Raw genomic sequence first — 19,198 nt, 5'->3', positions numbered from 1 at the left:
AAAATTGACCAGCCTGACAATAAAATAGCTGCGTTGAATTTCCGGAACGTAGGTCGTGCTTCAGCCCGACCTACGATGGTGATATTTCATGTTGACTGACTACTAGCCGCCCGAAGCGGCTGCGCACACGAATTTCAGGACATCTTCATCCACACTGCCTTCCAGAACAGGGATCTCCTCCTGACCGACCAGCTTCTGGCGGGCGATCACGCTCATATCCGCGCGTTGCGCTTCGCTCGAAAGCACGACGGTAGTGCGTTTGGCGCAATCGACCCGCTGCTCCATCACTAAATACTTCACAACCTGGCGCCCGATCTTGAGTTCTTTTTCATCATTGATCACGTGTCGACTGGTGAATGTCAGCTGTGGCTTGTTGCCCCGGATGCTGCTTTTGTCCACCTCACGGAAATTGTCGCTGATTTGGGATGCCTGCACCCATTCCGCCGCCTGGACGGAAAAACTGGCGGCGAGTCCCAGAACGACAACGCCGGCGCAATGCCTTAAAACTTTTTGCATCAATTTACTCCTCCATCGATTCACATTAGACTTGCCATCGCTCCCATCATACCAAACACCATCCAGATAACGAATCCAAAGGAATCCAGCAATGAACAAAAGCCATAAAATCATCGGTGTCGCCATTTTTCTGCTGAGCGTAATAGGAAATTCCCACGCGGCCGGTACGATTTTCGAAGCCGCCCGCTCCGGCACCGTACAGGAAGTGGAAAAAATGCTTGCCGCCAACAAGAGTCTCGTCAACGCACGCACCGAACTCGGTTCCACGCCGCTGCACATCGCCGCCACCCGTTCCAATCCAGAAATCGCCAAACTGCTGCTGGCCAAGGGTGCCGATATCAACGCCAAGGACAACAACGGCACGACGCCGCTGCATATTGCCGCTTTCACCGGGAAGAAAGAACTGGTGGAATTTTTCCTGAGCAAGGGCGCCGACGCCTACGCCATGGACTTCAAGAACGAAACCCCGCGCGACAAGGCCCACCATTCCCTGAGCAGTGAAATCGAAGGGGTTCTGGCAGTGTGGATGCTGAAAAACCCGCAACCGGCCAAAAAGAAATAAGCTACTGGCCGGCCTCGGCTGGCTTCTCCTGCTGCTCCGCCCTTGTCCAGCAACTCGCGATGCCCACACGGGTCCATGGCGAGCGCAAAACGAAAGGAATGCAGGGTGCTCCGATGGATACCCTGCCATCCTCGCGCTTCCGCGTGGCTGACTACTAAAGTTCCAAGGGGGCGGGCATGCCGACCCAGTACCCCTGCGCATAATTCACCCCGAGGATGCGCAATTTTTCCAGGGTCTCCTCGTCTTCCACGAATTCGGCAATGGTCTGGATGCCCATCACGTGGCCGATGCGGTTAATCGCCTCGACCATGGCCAGGTCGATGGGGTTTTGGACCATATTCTTGACGAACATGCCGTCAATCTTCAGGTAGTCCACCGGCAAGTCCTTGAGATAGGCGAACGACGACATCCCGCTGCCGAAATCATCCAGGGAAAACCGGCAACCGGCCTGTTTCAATTCCTGCATGAACCGGCGCACGCGTTCAAGATTTGAAATCGCCACGGTTTCGGTGATCTCGAAGCACAGCGCCGTGGGGGGAATTCGGTAGCGGCTGATCTGGTCGCGCAGGAATTCGGGGAAATACTCATCGTTCAGGCTCGCGCCGGAAAGGTTGATCGAGCAGATGCGCGGCGGGTTCGATCCTGCCGCACGGCCCAAGCTCTCCGATACAGTGGCGAACAGGGTGCGTATCACCCAGCGGTCGATCACCGGCATCAGGCCGTAACGTTCGGCAGCAGGCATAAAGGTCCCCGGCGAGATCACCTCGCCGTTCACATCGATCATGCGTAGCAGAATCTCGCAGTAGTGCCCATCCTCCTGCTCCTCGCTCAGCGGGAGGATAGGCTGGAAATATAGTCGAAAGCGCTGCTCTTCGAATGCTTTGGAAATATCCGTGACCCAGCGCATCTCGCTCTGGCGCTGCATCAAATCGATGTCTTCCGGGCTGTACACATTGACGCGATTGCGGCCATTGTCCTTGGCGGCATAGCATGCCGCATCGGCGCAACTCATCAAGTTCGCCGGGCTGCCGCTGTGCGCGGTAATCGGCGCCAAGCCGATGCTGACGCCCACTTCGAACGTTCGGTCTTCGCAGGTAAAACGAAAATTCTGCACGATCTTGCGCAACGTATTGGCCACTTTCAGAGCCTCGTCCAGGGTGCGATGTTCCAGCAAGACGCCGAATTCATCTCCGCCCAGCCTGGCCAAGGTGTCGCCGCCATGGATTTGCGACCGCAACTTATCGGCCAGCTGGCGCAACATTTCATCCCCGGCGGCATGGCCGGCGGTGTCGTTCACCACCTTGAACTGGTCGAGATCCATGTACAGCAGGGCGTGCTGGTCGCCGCCCGATTTTGTGCTGTCGAGCAGCCGGGTGAGCCGGAGATCGAATTCGCGCCGGTTGATCAAGCTGGTCAGCTGGTCATGGGCTGCCTGCCAAGCCAGTTGCTTGGCCAGTTCTCGCGCTTGGGTGACATCGCGAAACACCAGCACCGAACCGATCGACTCCCCCGCCTGGTTGCGAATCGGCGCAACTGAGCTTTCGATGTCGAAATCGCGCCCGTCGTTGTTAACCAGCAGCACGTTCTCGTAAACATTGACCGTCGCGCCCTCGACCGAGCCATCGAAGGCGGGATGGTCGATTTGCTTGCGCGTGAAAGCATCGACCACGTTGAACGCCCAGCGCAGGGCCAGCCCTTGCACTTCTTCCAGCTTCCAACCGGTGAGCTGCTCGGCGACCGGATTGAAATAAACCACCTTGCCTTCATCATCGGTGGTGATTACGCCGTCGCCGATCGAATCCAGCGTGACCTGGGCGCGTTCCTTCTCCTGGAAGAGCGCCTGTTCCGTCAGTACCGTGCGCCGCATCACGTACAAGGCAATCATGGCACCCAGCGCGACGGCGACAAGTCCGAGCAAACCCATCAATAGGAGCCCGCTGCGATAAGAGGAAGCCGCTTCGGCTGTGGCCTTGCGCTCCTGCTCCTGCTGCAAATCCGTGAGCGCGGCAAGCTGCCCGATCACCACTCTCTGCGTGGGGATCACCTCGTTGAGCAGAAAACGCTTGGCTTCGGCGACATTCCCCTGCTGGAACAATCCTGCCACTTTTACCTGCAGCCGCTCTCCATGCTTGGCCAGTTCGAGCGATTGAGATAAGACGCGTTTTTCCTCTGGGTTAAGGCCCAGCGCAACCAGCTTGTCACGCGCCTGGATGAAGTTCGCCGCCAGCCTGCCGAAATGCAACATCTCCTCGTCCCACTCGAACGGATCGGTCAGCAGCGCCAGACGGTGCAGGCTGATGGCACGTTCTCGGGCGGCCGTCACCATCTCGAACACGAGACCGATCTTGGCGTCATGCTCCTCGCTTAAAACCTCCATCCGCTCGTGCAGCGCCGTGACGCGTGTCAGGCCGATGGCAGTCAGTCCCGCCATGAGCAGCAGCACTAGGCCAAAGCTGGCAAGGATGAGGGTTTTCGAACTCTTCAGCAAACTCAGGAATCCTCGCCGATGCTTGGAACGTCGCTCAGAACTTCCAATACCGGCACGCCCGATTCATCCAGCTGCACATGCTCGATCTGGGCGAAACGGCGGCTGATTTTCTGGCTGGTGACATGCACTTCCTCGGCATCCTCATGGGCCAGCCGGATATGATCCGCCAGCTTTTTCATGCGCGTGTCGAAGCGGGAAAACTCCTTGCCCAGCTTGCTCAGCGCATCCTTGATGATGTGCACCTGCTTGCGGGTTTCCACATCCTTGATCACGGCCCGCGCGGTGTTCAGAATCGCCATCATGGTGGTCGGCGAAACAATCCACACGCGCTTCTGCATCGCGTAATCCACCACGTCGTCCTGATGGTGGCCGTGAATCTCTGCAAACACCGCCTCGGCCGGCACGAACATCACCGCGCCATCGCTGGTTTCATCGGGAATAATATATTTTTCGCTAATCGCATCGACGTGCTTTTTTACGTCCGACTTGAACTGCTTCAGCGCCTGGGCACGGTCGCCCTCGGAAAGCTCGGCGGCGAACATGCGGTGATAGTTTTCCAGCGGGAACTTGGAATCGACAGCGACATTACCCGTCGGCTCGGGCAGCATCAACAGGCAATCCACGCGGTTGCCATTGCTCAGGGTTTGCTGGAAGGCGTATGAAGAAGGCGGCAGAATGTTGCGCACCAACGCCTCCAGCTGAACCTCGCCGAAGGCGCCGCGCGAACGCTTGTCGCCAAGCAGTTCCTGCAGGCTCACCATGTTGGTGGTGAGTCCATCGATCTTCTTCTGCGCCTCGTCGATAGTCGCCAGCCGTGCCATGACGTTGGCGAAGGTCTCGTTGGTTTTCTTGAACCCCTCGTCCAGCCGCTCCGTCACTTTGCCGCTAATCTGCTCGAGGCGGCCATCCACCGACTTGGTCAGGGACTCAATGGCGGTAGTCAGCTGTTGGGTGGTATTGCGCAGGGTGGACTGAATCAGTTCCTGGTTGGCGCGCACCTGCTCTGCAGACTGCGCCAGCATCGCTTCGCGGGTCTGGGCAAGACTCGTGCTCTGAGACAGTTGCAATTTTTCCAGTGCATCACGGTTTAACTGAAGTTCCTGAGAGATCGATCCGCGCAAACGCTCGGCATTTTCCGCTGCAGCCGAATTCATGCGGTCGCCCTGCCTGGCCAGCCCCTCGTGCAGGTCGGACAGCATGGCACGGTGCTTCTCCTCCATGATTTGCGCCACCAGGGCCGGCAGTTCATTCTGACGGCGGACCAGCCCGCTGAATCTGAACCCCAGCCACAAAGCGGCGGCCAGGATAAACGACAGCAGGATTCCGATCAGGATTTCGGGCATGGTTTTTTCTAAATAAATGGAAGGGCGATTATAACGCATCGCCGATGGCGCCGTTACCCGGCCGAGGTCGGGATAGCCAAACCGCCAAATGAAAAATCCCCCGCTTCCCGATTTGAAGATCGGAGAAGCGGGGGATTCTTAAGAAGCTATGCCGTTAGGACCGAGCAGACCTCTTGCGCTCATGCTCCAGCAGGAAGCGCTTGCGGATGCGGATCGACTTGGGAGTGATTTCCACCAGTTCGTCATCGTCGATAAACTCCACTGCGGATTCCAGCGTCATCTTGATCGGCGTGGTCAGGCGTACTGCCTCGTCGGTGCCGGAAGAACGTACGTTGGTCAGTTGCTTGCCCTTGATCGGGTTCACTACCAGATCATTGTCGCGACTGTGTATGCCGATAACCATGCCTTCGTACAGTTTGTCGCCGGGGCTCACGAACATTTTGCCGCGATCTTCCAGTTTCCACAGGGCGTAGGCTACGGCCTCGCCGTTATCCTGGCTGACCAGCACGCCGTTGCGGCGACCGGGAATGTCGGCCCTGACTTCGGCATACTCGTCGAACACGTGCGACATCACGCCGGTACCGCGGGTCAGGGTCATGAATTCGCCTTGGAAGCCGATCAGGCCACGCGCGGGAATGCGGTACTCCAGACGCACCCGGCCATGGCCGTCGGGTTGCATGTCCTGCAGATCGCCGCGGCGGCGGCCCAGTTCCTCCATCACCGCGCCTTGATTCGCATCCTCCACGTCGAGCGTAAGCGCCTCATAGGGCTCGCACTTGACGCCGTTGATTTCCTTCATCACCACGCGCGGCTTGCCCACGGCCAGCTCATAACCTTCGCGGCGCATGTTTTCCAGCAGCACCGTCAGATGCAGCTCGCCGCGTCCGGAAACGATAAACGAGTCGGCATCCTCGGTCTCTTCAACCTTCAATGCCACGTTGATCAACAGCTCCTTCTGCAACCGGTCGCGCAGTTGGCGGCTGGTGACGAACTTGCCCTCGGTGCCGGCCAGCGGCGAAGTGTTAACCCGGAAGTTCATGTTCAGAGTCGGTTCATCCACCAGCAGCAGCGGCAGCGCCTGAGGGTTTTCCTTGTCGCAGATGGTGACGCCGATGCCCACTTCTTCAATTCCGGTAATCAGGATGATATCCCCGGCCTGCGCTTCATCCAGTTGCACCCGTTCCAGGCCATGGAATCCCATCACCTGGTTGATCTTGGCATTTTTCGGGGTGCCCTCCGGCCCATTCATCACGACCACCTGTTGGCCCGGCTTGATGCGGCCGTTGGCAATGCGGCCAATGCCGATGCGACCGACGAAGCTGGAATAGTCCAGTGCGGCAATCTGTAGCTGCAGTGGAGCATCCGGATCTCCCTTCGGCGGCTCCACATGCTTTAGAACAGTATCGAACAGGGCGCGCATATGGTTGCAAGTCTGGCCCAACTCCAACATGGCGTAGCCGTTGATCGCGGAGGCATACACGACGGGGAAATCGAGCTGATCTTCGGTTGCACCCAGCTTGTCGAACAGTTCGAAGGTCTGGTTGACGACCCAGTCAGGACGAGCGCCGGGACGATCGATCTTGTTCACCACGACTATCGGCTTGAGGCCCAGCGCAAGCGCCTTCTTGGTCACGAACCGGGTTTGCGGCATCGGGCCTTCCACTGCGTCCACCAGCAGCAACACGCCGTCGACCATGCCCAGCACCCGTTCCACCTCACCGCCGAAATCCGCGTGCCCGGGGGTATCCACGATATTGATGTGGACACCTTCATATTCCACAGAAGTGTTCTTGGCGAGAATGGTAATGCCACGCTCCTTTTCCTGATCGTTGCTGTCCATCACCCGTTCGGCGATATGCTGGTGCGAGGCGAAGGTGCCGGCTTGGTGCAGCAGCTTGTCCACCAGCGTGGTCTTGCCGTGGTCGACGTGGGCGATGATTGCAATATTGCGTTGGGCGCGTGACATGTAATGATTCCTGCTATGTAAAAAAGTCAGCGATTGTAGCATAAATATCTGGCTTTTCTGGAAAATCTCCGTATAATGCGCCGCTTGGCTGAAGTAATATCTTTCAGCCTTGGTTCATCGCTCCTGACCCTTCTTTTTCAGATTCTCTGAAATTCGATCACACCCCGGTTAGCGACGATGTTTTAGCGCCGCGTGGTGTTTGGTATTGGCCCTTTAATGATCGGGTCAGCCCTGCTTATTCCCTGCTGCGCGTTATTTTTACCTTAAATTTAAGGAAATACACGTGTCTTTTGAAAAACTGAATCTGCATCCCTCCATCCTGCAAGCGATCGCCGAGAGCGGCTATACCAGCCCCACCCCGATCCAGGCAGAAGCCATTCCCGAAGTCCTCGCCGGCCACGACCTGATGGCTTCGGCACAAACCGGCACCGGCAAGACCGCTGCCTTTATCCTGCCCGCACTGCAGCGTCTGACCGAGCCCTCCCTGAGCAAAAGCAAAGGCCCGCGTGTACTGGTGCTGACACCGACACGCGAGCTGGCAAACCAGGTTAACGACGCAGCGCGCAAGTACAGCAAATTCCTGCGCGTTAAAACCGTCAGCATCCTCGGCGGCATGCCCTACCCGCTGCAAAACAAGCTGCTGTCGCAGCCTGTGGACATCCTCGTCGCCACGCCTGGCCGCCTGATCGACCATCTCGATCGTGGCCGCATCGATTTCTCGCGTCTGGAAATGCTGATCCTGGACGAAGCCGACCGCATGCTGGACATGGGCTTCATCGACGACGTCGAGAAAATCGCCGCTGCTACCCCAGCCAGCCGCCAGACCCTGCTCTTCTCGGCCACGCTGGAAGGCACCATCGCAACCCTGGCGAAGCGCCTGCTGAAAGATCCCAAGCGCATCCAGATGGCAGCGCAGCAGGCCAAGCACGAGAATATCGAGCAGCGTCTGCACATCGTCGACGACATGGCCCACAAAAACCGTCTGTTGCAGCATCTGCTGACCGACGTCGATGTCAAACAGGCCATCGTATTTACTTCCACCAAACGCGACGCCGACATGCTGGCTGAAGACTTGTTCGCACAGGGCCATCAGGCTGCGGCACTGCATGGCGACATGAACCAGGGCGCGCGCAACCGCACCCTCACCCGCATGCGCAGCGGCGCTATCAAAGTACTGGTCGCCACCGACGTGGCGGCGCGCGGACTTGACGTGGCCGGCATCAGCCACGTGATCAACTTCGACCTGCCCAAGTTCGCCGAGGACTACGTCCACCGCATCGGCCGCACCGGCCGTGCAGGCAGCCAGGGAATCGCGGTATCCTTCGCCTCCGGCAAGGATGTGATGAACCTGAAGAAGATCGAGCGCTTCACCGGCCACGCCATCACCCCGCACGTCGTTCCCGGCTTCGAGGCGAAACGGCCGATGCGCTCCAGCGCGCCTAGCCCTTCTAGCAAGCGTCCAGGATTCGGCAACAATGACCGTCGTCCCGGCTATGAAGGTCGCCCCAACGGCAATCGCGAAGGCTATGCAGGGCGCGGCGGCCCGAACAAGAGCGCTACCGGAACTGGACGTCCCGTCAGTCGCGGCAGGTAATCCTGTCTGGTAACACCATGAAAAAAGGCGCTCGATTGAGCGCCTTTTTTTTCATCTATCCCGTCTTAATCGTGGCGGCCGTGCTTGTTTTTGTCCTTGTAGTGACCGAGATGCCGGCCATTGTCGTGATGATCATGGTCATCCTGGACATACACGACTTCCTTTCTCACCCTCACAGTTTCACGTCTGCGATCAGACGTTGCCATGGCAGCACCCGCCGCACCGCCAACGGCGCCGCCGATAATTGCGCCATCACGGCCACCCATGGCCGAACCTACCGCAGCTCCTGCGCCGCCGCCAAGCGCTCCGCCGAGAATCGCCTCGCCATCCATACCCGCTTTCGCAGTTGCAGCGGAAACAACCAGCACGCCCAAGACTAGCACCATCAAAATTTTCATTTCTTATCCCTCCGTCAAATATCACAGATCGGATTATAGATAGTTGCCGGAGAAGGCCAGATTACGTTTATGTAATCTATTTGAAGAACTCAACCCTCCTTGTTGCGCATGAAATCAGCCGTTTTCCAGAAGGCGCGCTTCAGTTCTTCGCGCAGACCCTCTTCCAGCCCAACATCCTGCATCGCCTGAATCATGCAGTTCATCCACTGGTCGCGCTCCGATTCGCCGATGACGAATGGCAGGTGGCGCTGGCGCAGGCGCGGGTGGCCGTATTTATCGACATACAGCTGCGGTCCGCCGAGCCAGCCGGATAGAAAGAGAAACAGCTTCTCACGCGAGGCTTTCAGGCTCTTTGCATGCAGTTCGCGGATGCCCTGGAGATCCTGCTGCTGGTCCATCAAGTCGTAGAAGCGGTCGACCAGTTTGCGCACCACTTCCTCGCCGCCGATTCTTTCGTAATGTGTCTGCATGCCTAGCCTCTCACCGGCCTGACTTTGCTCGCCACGAGCTTGGCCCGGCCACGTGCCTCATCCACGTCCTTGCCGTTGGCGAGCCCTACGCCCATGCGGCGGCGGGTAAAGCTTTCCGGCTTGCCGAACAGGCGCAGGTCGCTCTGCGGCACGGTCAAAGCTTCCGCCACGCCTTCAAAGGCAATGCCAGTAGCGTCCATGCCCCCATAGATCACTGCGCTGGCACCGGGTGCGCGCAGGGAAACATTCACCGGCAGGCCGAGGATGGCGCGGGCATGAAGGTCGAATTCGCTCTGGATCTGGCTGCACATCGTTACCATGCCGGTATCGTGGGGGCGCGGGCTGACTTCGGAAAACCACACCTGGTCGCCCTTGACGAACAATTCCACACCGAAAATGCCGCGTCCGCCCAGGTTATCCGTCACCGCCCTGGCGATTTCGCGCGAACGGGACAGCGCTGCGTCGCTCATCGGTTGCGGCTGCCAGCTTTCGACGTAATCGCCCTTGACCTGGACGTGGCCGATTGGCTCGCAGAAAAAGGTTTCCACTTGACCCGAAGCACCCACCGCGCGCACGGTGAGCAGCGTGATTTCGTACTCGAAATCGATGAAACCCTCGACGATCACCCGCCCCTGGTTCACCCGGCTGCCGCTGGCGGCATAATCCCATGCCGCTTTGACATCGGCAGGGCCTTCCAGTCGGGACTGGCCCTTGCCGGAGGAGGACATCACCGGTTTGACGATGCAGGGATAGCCGATCCCGGCATCGATTGCCGCCTGAAGCTCCACCAAGCTATCGGCGAAGGCATAGGGCGAAACCGGCAGTTGCAGCGTTTCTGCCGCCAGGCGGCGGATGCCTTCGCGGTTCATGGTCAGCTGCGCGGCACGTGCGGTGGGAATCACCTCGGCCAGCCCATCGCGCTCGATTGCCACCAGCATGTCGGTGGCAATGGCTTCGATCTCGGGCACGATCAGGTGCGGCTTTTCCTGCTCGACCAAGGCACGCAGCGCGGCGCCATCGGCCATGTTGATGACGTGAGCGCGGTGCGCCACCTGATGGCCGGGCGCATTCGCATAGCGATCCACCGCGATTACTTCCACGCCGAGGCGCTGCAAGGCGATGATCACTTCCTTGCCGAGTTCGCCGCTGCCGAGCAGCATGACGCGCGTAGCGCTGGGGCTCAACGGGGTGCCGAATTTCATGGTGTTTCCTACAGATAAAGTAAAAGACGAATTCTAGCTGCTATCCCTGATCGTCTGCAAAGGTGGGTGGTTCAGCACGCTGTAGCAACCGGCGATGCCGGCGATGCCGATAGCGGCGGCTCCGGCCAGCATCCCCACCGGCAGCAGCCAGACGTTGAACACATAGGGCAATGCGAGAATACGGGTGCTCAGGAAGTAGCTCGTTCCGCTCGCGCCGAGCGCGGCGACCAGCCCAGCCAGCATGCCGATCCCGGCAAACTCGGCAAACAGGCCAGCCAACAACTGCCGCCTGCTCGCTCCCAGAGTGCGCAATATCGCGGTCTCGTAAACCCGCTCGTCGCGGGTGGCGGCGATCGCGGCATACAGTACCGTGAAGCCCATCAGCCAGGTGAACAGAAAAACGAACTCTACCGCGCCGGCAACCCGATCCATGATGGTGCGCACTTCATTCATGACGGCAGCCACGTCGATCACCGTCAAATTCGGAAACACCTTGACCATTTCGTCGAGCAGGCCACCCTGCGCATCAGGCAAATGGAAGCTGGTGATATAGCTGGCGGGAAATTTTTCCAGCACACCGGGCGAGGCGATCACGAAGAAATTGACGCGAAACGAATCCCAGTTGACTTTGCGCAGACTCGCCACGCGTGCACTGAAAGTCGCGCCACCGACACTGTAACTCAAGCTGTCTCCCAGCTTGATGCCGAGCGTAGTGGCGATCCCCTCCTCGACCGACAGTTGAGCCGCGCCAAGATCTTCCCTAGCCCACCATTTTCCGGCGACAACCTGATTTTCATCAGGCAAGCGATCCGACCAGGAAAGGTTGAACTCCCGCTCAACCAGCCGTTGCGCGCGCTCATCGGGATATTCCTCGGTGGCCACCGACTTGCCGTTGACCGCCAGCAACCGGCCACGCACCATCGGGTAGAGCACCGGCGGAGGAATGTGGCGGTCATGGAAAAAACCCCGTAGCAACAGAACCTGATCAGGCTGAATGTTGATCACGAAACGGTTGGGCGCCTCGGCAGGCAGGGTGGATTGCCAGCTTTGCATCAGATCGCCGCGCACCACGGTCAGCAGCAGCAACATCAGCATTCCCAGGCTGAAAGCACTCACCTGCGCCACACTTCCACCCGCCCGCCGTGCAATGTTGGCCAGCCCATAGCGCCATGACACGGAGGCCTGAAGGCGTATCCCGGACAATGCCCTGATCATCAACAGCGCCAGCAGTGCGGCGACCAGGGTGGCTGCAAACAAGCCCGCCAGCGCATAACTGCCCAGCCTGATATCCCCGGCCTGCCACAGCACCAGCCCGGAAATACCGGCAAGCCCCAGGGCAAAGCCGATCAAGCCGAAGCGTCCGGGAGGGCCGAGCTCGCGGCGCAACACGCGCAGGGCGGGGACATGCTTCAGTTGCTGCAAAAAAGGCAGTGAAAACCCCAACAGCGTCACCATGCCAGTCAGAATTCCCTGTACGGCCGGCAGCATCGACGGCAGGGGCAGCTCGACGGCAACCATGCTGCCCAACCGCTGCGCCAGCACCATCTGCCCGATATAACCGAGCAGACAGCCGATCAGGCTGGCCAGCATGCCGAGCAGGAGAAACTGGATCAGGTAAAGACGGAAAATCAGCCGCTGCTGGGCACCCAGGCAGCGCATCACGGCGCAGTTGTCGAGATGACGGGTCATGAATCTGCGTGTCGCCATGATCACCGCCACCGCTGCCAGAATAATGCTGGTGAGTGCAGCCAGGCCGAGGAAATGCTCTGCCCGCGCCAGCGCAGCGCGGATTTCCGGGCGAGCGTCCGATACGCCTTCCAGACGTTCACCCCGCTTCAGCCGTGCAGCAGCCCAGGCGCGGAAAAGTTCAACCCTGCCGACCTCTCCCGCAATCAACAGACGATAACTGACGCGGCTGCCTTCCTGGATCAACCCGGTCGCCGGGATATCCTCAATATTCATCAGCAGCCGCGGCGCAATATTGAACAGGACGCCAGTACGATCAGGCTCCTGGGTCAGCACGGCAGACACGGCCAGATGACTTGCCCCTACCTCCATGCCTGCGCTGGCACCCGCATCCAGCTGGTTGAACAGGCGCTTGTCCAGCCATGCCGTACCCACTTCCGGAATCCCGCTGCTGGCGCGATCTGGGGAGAAGGGCGGCTGCGCCACCCGCAGCCGCCCGCGCAGCGGATAGTTGCGGCTGACCGCCTTGATTTCCGCCAGTTGTGCGCGCTCCCCATGCAGCACCATGCTGGGAAAACTCAGGGTGCGAGCCGTCCGCAGACCACGCCGCAACGCCTCGCGCTCAAAACCCACATCCAGCGGATGGTCCGAGATCAGCGCCAGATCTGCACCTAACAGCATATTTGCCTGCTGCGCCAGCGCCCGTCCGACGCGGTCGGTAAAAAAACCGACCGAAGTGACGCTGGCCACTGCAATCACCAGTGCAGCAGCCAGCACCCGCAGCTCCCCGGCACGCCACTCGCGGCGCAGCATACGCAGAGAAAGGACAAAGTTGTTCATGCCTGTTCCGGAACGAGAACGCCTCGATCAAGGTGCAAACGTCGCTGGCAGCGTTGCGCCAGCCGCTCGTCGTGGGTCACCAGGATCAGCGTGGTGCCGTGTTCCTCGTTCAACCGAAAAAGCAGGTCGATGATGCGCTCACCGGTCGAGCTGTCGAGGTTGCCGGTCGGCTCGTCGGCCAGCAACAGGCGCGGGTTAACCGCGAAAGCGCGGGCGATCGCCACGCGCTGCTGCTCGCCGCCAGAGAGCTGACGCGGATAATGGGAAGCCCTCTGCGCCAGCCCGACCCGCTCCAGTGCAACACCCGCTTCGACGCGAGCACCATTCACCCCGGCAAGTTCCAGTGGCAGCATCACGTTTTCCAGCGCAGTCAGCGCCGGCAGGAGTTGAAAAGACTGGAACACGAAGCCGACCATGCGTCCGCGCAAGGCCGCCCGCCCATCCTCATCGAGCGCAAACAGATCGGTGCCATCAAGCAGAACCTTGCCGCCGGTTGGCACATCCAAACCAGCCAGCAAGCCGAGCAAAGTGGATTTTCCCGAACCGGAAGCGCCCAGCACGGCAACCGATTCGCCCGGCGACGCCGAGAAATCGAGCTGGTCGAGGATGATCAGCGGCGCCCCCTCGCTTGTCACTTGCTTGGTTAGCGCAATTGCCTGCACAATAAAATTTTTAGGGGATGCATTCATGTTTAAGCGCCTGCTGCTGATGGTCTGTTTCCTGCTCTGGGGTGTCGCCGCGCAAGCCGCGCCGGTCATTCTGGTCTTCGGCGACAGCCTTTCCGCCTCCTACGGCATTCCTGCAGACAGGGGCTGGGTGTCCCTCCTTGAGCGGCGGATTCACCAGAAAAATCCAGGCTACCGGGTAGTCAACGCCAGCATCAGCGGCGAAACCACGAGCGGCGGCCGTTACAGAATCGAACAGGTTTTGGCCGAGCACCGGCCAGCGGTGGTGATCCTGGAACTGGGAGCGAACGACGGACTACGCGGGCTGCCGCTTGATGCCGCCGCATCCAACCTTAACGCCATCATTACTGCCTGTCGCAACCGCAAAGCCCGTGTACTGCTGATCGGGATGCGGCTTCCTCCCAATTATGGCAATGCCTACACCACCAAGTTCCAGGCAATCTACCAGCAGGCGGCGCAGCGTCATAAAATCTCATTTCTACCCTTCTTGCTTGAAGGATTTGCCGACAATCCGGAATTATTTCAGGCGGATGGCCTGCATCCCACTACCGCTGCCCAGCCGCTGATCGTGGAAAGGGTTTGGAAACTTCTGCAGCCGATGCTGGCAACGTCAGGATAAATGCCGCCCCACCCAAACGGCTTTCCGCCACGCAAATCTCGCCCTGTAGCAGCTGCGCGAAAGCCTTGACCAGAGAAAGCCCTAAACCGGCTCCGCCGGACAGGGTTCGACTCGGATCTAGTCGGGCGAAACGCTCGAAAATTTTATCGCGCATTTCCGCCGGAATGCCCGGGCCATCATCCTCCACCCGGATTTCCACATGCTTCTCTCTGGCAAGGGCCGTCAGCAAAATGGTACCGCCTGCGGGGACATACTTGAGCTCATTGTCGAGCAGGTTGCTAAAAATCCGCGCCAGCAACTGGCGGTCGGCTTCGATGGTAAGATTGGGAGCAATCCGCCCTTGCAGGGTAAGTTGGCGTTCTTCCGCTGAAGGCACGTAAAGTTCCAGTAACTCTTCCAGCAACCCGGACAGGTCCACCGCTTTTTTTCTCACCCGCATGGCGCCCGCATCGGCTTGGCCAAGCGTGAGCAGAGCATTGACAATGTTCTGCATATTCTGGACTTCGTCGAGCACTCTTTCAAGCGCGGCGCGGTGCATTTCGCCATCGTCATGCCGCAATGCCGCTTCGACATCGGCGCGCAAGCGCGTCAGTGGCGTTCTTAAATCGTGAGCGATATTGTCACCCGTCTGCCGGGTGCTTTGAGTCACCGCAACCAGCTGACGACGCAGCAAGGCATCTTTCTGCTGCTGCCGCCGCCGCTGCAGCCACCAGAAGCCGGCAACCCCGCCAAGCAGGGCCAGCAGCAAAACCACTGACAGCCACATCCCGACCACTTATGCTTCCGGACGCAGGATATAGCCGCTTCCCCGCACGGTGTGCAGCAGGGGCGTGGCAAAGGATTTGTCGATTTTTTGACGCAGCCGGCTGATGTGGACGTCCACGACATTGGTCTGAGGGTCGAAGAAATATTCCCAGACATTTTCCAGCAGCATGGTGCGCGTCACCACCTGTCCGGCATGACGCATCAGGTATTCCAGCAGGCTAAACTCGCGCGGCTGGAGATCGATTGCCTGGCCGGCGCGGGTGACGCTGCGGCTGAGCAAGTCCATTTTCAGATCAGCCAGTTCCAGCATGGTTTCCGGACCGCTGCCGAAGCTGCGCGAGCGGCGCAGCAGCGCTTCGATCCGTGCCAGCAATTCGGCAAAGGCGTAGGGCTTGACTACGTAATCGTCGCCGCCGGCACGCAGGCCTTCCACCCGCTCGTCCACTTCGCCCAGCGCACTCACGATCAGGGCTGGAGTGCTTCTACCCTGATCCCGCAGCGCCTTCAGAACCGATAGCCCATCGCGCCCGGGCAACATGACATCGATGACCCACAGGTCGTGATCGCCGTCCTGCGCCTGCTGCAAGCCGGTCTCGCCGTCGTGGGCGAGGTCAACGCTAAAGCCCGCCTCCACCAACCCGTTCCTGAGCGACTTCGCCGCTGACTCATCATCCTCAATAATCAGCAATTTCATCATAATCGACCCGCCAGATTATCTAGAATTGACATTAACATTTATTTTTATCTATCTGTTTAATATTTTTTTAATGACACAAAAGGCCTTCCGGCACGCAACGAGCCGATCACACTCGCGTAGCCGAAACCCTGCTGGTTGAAGATTTCCAGAACACCACCCACATCCTCCTGGGCGCAGGCCACCAGCAACCCGCCGCTGGTCTGCGGATCGCACAGCAAATTCTTCTGCCACTCCGGCATGGCCGCCGGCAGTGCTACTTCGTGCCCATAGCTCGCCCAGTTGCGCGCCGCCGCACCGGGTGCGTAGCCTTGCTTCGCCAGATCCAGCGCGACAGGCAGCAGCGGCAAACGATCGAATTCGATCTCGGCGGCCAGCTTGGAGCCGTGGCAGATTTCCAGCAGATGGCCCAGTAATCCAAAGCCGGTGACATCGGTCAACCCATGCACGCCCGGCATTGCGGCCAGCACCGACCCCGGCGTGTTGAGCTGGGTGGTGCTGGCGATCATCTGGCGATAGCCCTCCTCCGACAGCTCGCCTTTCTTTAATGCCGCGCTCATGATACCAATGCCGAGACCTTTTCCGAGAATCAGCGCATCGCCCGCCCTGGCCTGGTCGTTACGCTTGACCCGGTCGGGATGGACAATGCCCAGCGCCACCAGCCCATAAATCGGCTCGACGGAATCGATCGAATGGCCGCCGCCGATCGGGATGCCCGCCGCTGCGCACACCGATTCGCCGCCCTTGAGGATTTCACGGATCACCTCGACCGGCAGCTTGCCGATCGGCATGCCGACGATAGCCAGCGCCATGATCGGCTGGGCGCCCATGGCATAGATATCTGAAATCGCATTGGTGGCGGCGATGCGCCCGAAATCGAACGGATCGTCCACAATCGGCATGAAGAAATCGGTTGTCGCGACAATCGCCTGCTCCGCATTCAAGCGGTAAACCGCGGCATCGTCGCTGGATTCGATCCCGACCAGCAGATCGGGAAAGATAGCGCGCGTCGGCATGGTGGCGAGAATTTCGCTCAAAACCGCCGGAGAAATTTTGCAGCCGCAGCCCCCGCCGTGCGAGAACTCTGTTAACTTGACATCCATATTATAATCTTTCGCACCCTTCACTCACTGACACTTGGTTTCTCTGACACATAAATGATTTGCACAAGCAATGACCGCGGGCATCGCACCGTCGCAGCCGAGGCCTTAACCCTAGCACAGTTGGCCCAATTTGACGACATCATCGATGTACGCTCGCCCTCCGAATTCCGCGAGGACCATATCCCGGGCGCCGTGAATTTTCCGGTGCTGAATGACGAGGAGCGCGCACGGGTCGGTACCATTTACAAACAGACCTCGGCCTTCGATGCCAAGAAAATCGGCGCGGCGCTGGTTGCGCGCAACATCGCCGACCATGTGGAACAGCATTTTTCCGACAAGCCGAAAAACTGGCGCCCCCTGGTCTACTGCTGGCGCGGTGGCAGCCGTAGCGGCGCGATGACACACATCCTGAACCAGATCGGCTGGCGCGCCCAGCAGTTGAAAGGGGGCTACAAAGCCTACCGCACCATGGTACTGGCAACGCTGCAAACCCTGCCCGGCCGCTTCCGCTACCGGGTCATCTGTGGGCCTACCGGTTCCGGGAAAAGCCGCCTGCTGACCGCGCTGGATGAGTTGGGCGCACAGGTACTGGACCTGGAAGGACTCGCTGCCCACCGCGGTTCGATCCTGGGCAGCCTGCCCGACGCTGACCAGCCGCCTCAAAAGCTGTTCGAAAGCCGACTCTGGGAAGCGCTACAAAAATTCGACCCTGACCATCCGGTGTATGTGGAAGCGGAAAGCAAAAAAATCGGCAATATTCGGGCGCCCGACGCCTTGCTGGAGGAAATGTGGCAACACGGCCAGTGCGTCCGTGTCGAAATGGCACAGGAACAACGCATCGCGTTGCTCAAGGAGGAATACGTCCATTTCCTCGAAAATCCGGAAGCGCTTTGCCACAAACTGGATCACCTGACCGGGATTCACGGCAAGGGCTTGATCCAGAAATGGCAGGCGCTCTCCGCCGGACGGGCCTGGGACGAACTGGTCGGGGAACTACTGGCAAAACACTACGACCCTGCCTACAACAAATCCACTGCGAAACATTATACTCAGTTCAGCGAGGCCCTTATTCTTCACCCTGCAGATATCAGCATGGAAAGCTTCCGCGAGGCCGCAAAGAAAGCAATGCTTGAGTAAGATCAAGGCCATGCCTTGACTCGATGCGATAAGGTGGTACGCTTTAATTTGGTCTTGTTCATCCACCAAAAGAGGTCAATATGACTACAACCTGGATTCTTGTCGCAAACGCCAGTGAAGCAAAACTCTACGCCAACACGGGAATCAGCAAGGGTCTGGAAAAGGTCGCCGCTTTCGACCACCCCGACAGCAGGAAAAAGAACTCGGATCTGGTGACCGACCGCTCCGGCCACATGCAAAGTGCCGGCAATGGCCACGGCGCCCGCCAGCCGGCCACCGATCCGAAGCAGCACGAGCATGAAATTTTCGCCCGCGAAATCGCGCGCCACATCGAGCATGGCCGCACCGGCAACCACTATCAGCGCCTCATAGTAACCGCTGAGCCCCACTTCCGCGGACTGCTCAACAACACCTTCAGCACCCAGGTGCACAGTCTGATCAGCGAAAGCCTGGACAAGGACTACACCAAGGCCACGCAAAAGGAACTGGCAGGCCACCTGGAAAAATTCATCTACCTATAACAACGGCCAGCGGTCTACCACCTCGTAGGCCGACCCGCTCTCGCCCGGCACCGACCTGACCAGGACAAAATCATCGGCACGCCATTCGACCTCCCCGGCCGGGAGAGGTTTGTTCCTGCAGTCGGCCTTACGCAGCAGAGTGACATGAGGCACGAAGGGCTTGGTATCGAAGCGGAATCCCTCCCCATGCAGCTTCTCCCGCAACGCATCGACCAGCAGCATCAATTCCGCTGGCGTTTCATCGGACGCCGCCCAGACGATCCGGTTATGGGGCCACCAGCCGAATCGCGTCAGATTGAGGCAAAATGCGGGAGCCCGAATTTCCCCGGCGAGTGCGAGCAGATCGTCGATCCGCTCAGGCCCAACCTCGCCGAGAAACGCCAAGGTCAGGTGGATCGTTTCCGCGCGCGTACGCCGTCCTCCGCAAACCCCATGCAGACGTTCCCCCGCCTCAGCCAGCCCGGCAGAGGCTACCGCACTGGGCCAGAGGGCGAAAAACAGGCGCGCCGTGGTGGGCTCAACATGAGACTCTCGAAACGAGACCTCGTCCATCTCTCCCAGGGGGAGAGATTTAGGAGAGAGGGAACATGTCAAAAGAGCTCCCTCTT

At 59.3% G+C, this 19,198-nt stretch carries 18 protein-coding genes; 5 read left to right on the top strand and 13 right to left on the bottom strand.

Annotated elements, in window-relative coordinates; all coding sequences use genetic code 11:
• Positions 1-102: 102 nt before the first annotated feature.
• Complete coding sequence (locus VMV64_RS03040; protein WP_325328474.1) at positions 103-516, bottom strand: surface-adhesin E family protein; 414 nt, start codon at positions 514-516, stop codon at positions 103-105.
• A gap of 91 nt (positions 517-607) precedes the next feature.
• Between VMV64_RS03040 and VMV64_RS03035 the strand changes: the two genes are divergently transcribed.
• Positions 608-1,078 carry an ankyrin repeat domain-containing protein gene (locus VMV64_RS03035; protein WP_325328473.1) on the top strand — a complete coding sequence of 157 codons (471 nt, stop codon included), beginning with the start codon at positions 608-610 and terminating at the stop codon, positions 1,076-1,078.
• 154 nt (positions 1,079-1,232) lie between these two features.
• Here the strand turns inward: VMV64_RS03035 and VMV64_RS03030 are convergent, their stop codons facing one another.
• The 3 genes from VMV64_RS03030 to typA form a co-directional block, all read right to left on the bottom strand.
• The gene (locus VMV64_RS03030; RefSeq protein WP_325328472.1) at positions 1,233-3,566 is read right to left on the bottom strand and encodes an EAL domain-containing protein; all 2,334 of its coding nucleotides are present in this window, start codon (positions 3,564-3,566) and stop codon (positions 1,233-1,235) included.
• Between the two features lie 2 nt (positions 3,567-3,568).
• Positions 3,569-4,909: a DNA recombination protein RmuC gene (locus tag VMV64_RS03025; protein WP_325328471.1), complete on the bottom strand. Its 1,341-nt coding sequence runs from the start codon at positions 4,907-4,909 to the stop codon at positions 3,569-3,571.
• A 154-nt stretch (positions 4,910-5,063) separates the two neighbouring features.
• Positions 5,064-6,875, bottom strand: coding sequence for a translational GTPase TypA (gene typA, locus VMV64_RS03020; RefSeq protein ID WP_325328470.1), 1,812 nt, complete (start codon positions 6,873-6,875; stop codon positions 5,064-5,066).
• Between the two features lie 283 nt (positions 6,876-7,158).
• Between typA and VMV64_RS03015 the strand changes: the two genes are divergently transcribed.
• Positions 7,159-8,469 (top strand): DEAD/DEAH box helicase, encoded by a 1,311-nt coding sequence (locus VMV64_RS03015; RefSeq protein WP_325328469.1) that lies wholly within the window; start codon positions 7,159-7,161, stop codon positions 8,467-8,469.
• Positions 8,470-8,534: 65 nt separating this feature from the next.
• On the opposite strand, the gene VMV64_RS03010 is transcribed toward VMV64_RS03015, so the two are convergent.
• From VMV64_RS03010 to VMV64_RS02990, 5 genes are all read right to left on the bottom strand, one after another.
• The gene (locus tag VMV64_RS03010; RefSeq protein ID WP_325328468.1) at positions 8,535-8,867 is read right to left on the bottom strand and encodes a glycine zipper domain-containing protein; all 333 of its coding nucleotides are present in this window, start codon (positions 8,865-8,867) and stop codon (positions 8,535-8,537) included.
• Between the two features lie 89 nt (positions 8,868-8,956).
• Positions 8,957-9,337 (bottom strand): group II truncated hemoglobin, encoded by a 381-nt coding sequence (locus VMV64_RS03005; RefSeq protein ID WP_325328467.1) that lies wholly within the window; start codon positions 9,335-9,337, stop codon positions 8,957-8,959.
• 2 nt (positions 9,338-9,339) lie between these two features.
• Positions 9,340-10,539, bottom strand: coding sequence for a formate-dependent phosphoribosylglycinamide formyltransferase (gene purT / locus VMV64_RS03000; RefSeq protein WP_325328466.1), 1,200 nt, complete (start codon positions 10,537-10,539; stop codon positions 9,340-9,342).
• 33 nt (positions 10,540-10,572) lie between these two features.
• Positions 10,573-13,065, bottom strand: coding sequence for an ABC transporter permease (locus VMV64_RS02995; RefSeq protein WP_325328465.1), 2,493 nt, complete (start codon positions 13,063-13,065; stop codon positions 10,573-10,575).
• Entirely contained in the window at positions 13,062-13,754 is a 693-nt protein-coding gene (locus tag VMV64_RS02990) for an ABC transporter ATP-binding protein (RefSeq protein WP_325328464.1), read from the bottom strand. Before VMV64_RS02990 ends, VMV64_RS02995 begins: the two co-directional genes overlap by 4 nt.
• Here VMV64_RS02990 and VMV64_RS02985 point away from each other — a divergent pair.
• Entirely contained in the window at positions 13,753-14,370 is a 618-nt protein-coding gene (locus tag VMV64_RS02985; RefSeq protein WP_325328463.1) for an arylesterase, read from the top strand. The two genes, VMV64_RS02990 and VMV64_RS02985, sit on opposite strands and share 2 nt — an antisense overlap.
• Here VMV64_RS02985 and VMV64_RS02980 read toward each other — a convergent pair.
• Genes VMV64_RS02980 through selD form a run of 3 tightly spaced genes read right to left on the bottom strand, consistent with a single transcriptional unit; the run spans position 14,297 to position 16,932 of the window.
• Entirely contained in the window at positions 14,297-15,136 is an 840-nt protein-coding gene (locus tag VMV64_RS02980) for a sensor histidine kinase (protein ID WP_325328513.1), read from the bottom strand. The two genes, VMV64_RS02985 and VMV64_RS02980, sit on opposite strands and share 74 nt — an antisense overlap.
• Before the next feature lie 9 nt (positions 15,137-15,145).
• Entirely contained in the window at positions 15,146-15,829 is a 684-nt protein-coding gene (locus tag VMV64_RS02975) for a response regulator transcription factor (RefSeq protein WP_325328512.1), read from the bottom strand.
• A gap of 59 nt (positions 15,830-15,888) precedes the next feature.
• Positions 15,889-16,932 carry a selenide, water dikinase SelD gene (gene selD, locus VMV64_RS02970; protein ID WP_325328462.1) on the bottom strand — a complete coding sequence of 348 codons (1,044 nt, stop codon included), beginning with the start codon at positions 16,930-16,932 and terminating at the stop codon, positions 15,889-15,891.
• A 54-nt stretch (positions 16,933-16,986) separates the two neighbouring features.
• Here selD and mnmH point away from each other — a divergent pair, with 54 nt between their 5' ends.
• Together mnmH and VMV64_RS02960 are read left to right on the top strand one after the other, a co-directional pair.
• Positions 16,987-18,069, top strand: a complete 1,083-nt coding sequence (gene mnmH, locus VMV64_RS02965; RefSeq protein WP_325328461.1) for a tRNA 2-selenouridine(34) synthase MnmH — start codon at positions 16,987-16,989, stop codon at positions 18,067-18,069.
• An 80-nt stretch (positions 18,070-18,149) separates the two neighbouring features.
• The gene (locus VMV64_RS02960) at positions 18,150-18,590 is read left to right on the top strand and encodes a host attachment protein (protein WP_325328460.1); all 441 of its coding nucleotides are present in this window, start codon (positions 18,150-18,152) and stop codon (positions 18,588-18,590) included.
• Here the strand turns inward: VMV64_RS02960 and thpR are convergent.
• Positions 18,585-19,142, bottom strand: a complete 558-nt coding sequence (thpR, locus tag VMV64_RS02955; RefSeq protein ID WP_325328511.1) for an RNA 2',3'-cyclic phosphodiesterase — start codon at positions 19,140-19,142, stop codon at positions 18,585-18,587. The two genes, VMV64_RS02960 and thpR, sit on opposite strands and share 6 nt — an antisense overlap.
• Between the last annotated feature and the right edge of the window lie 56 nt (positions 19,143-19,198).

It is taken from the genome of Sulfuricella sp. (genome assembly GCF_035531155.1).
Lineage (GTDB): Bacteria > Pseudomonadota > Gammaproteobacteria > Burkholderiales > Sulfuricellaceae > Sulfuricella.
The sequence above is the reverse complement of the archived record's forward strand: the minus strand, read 5'-3'. Positions and strand labels throughout refer to the sequence as shown.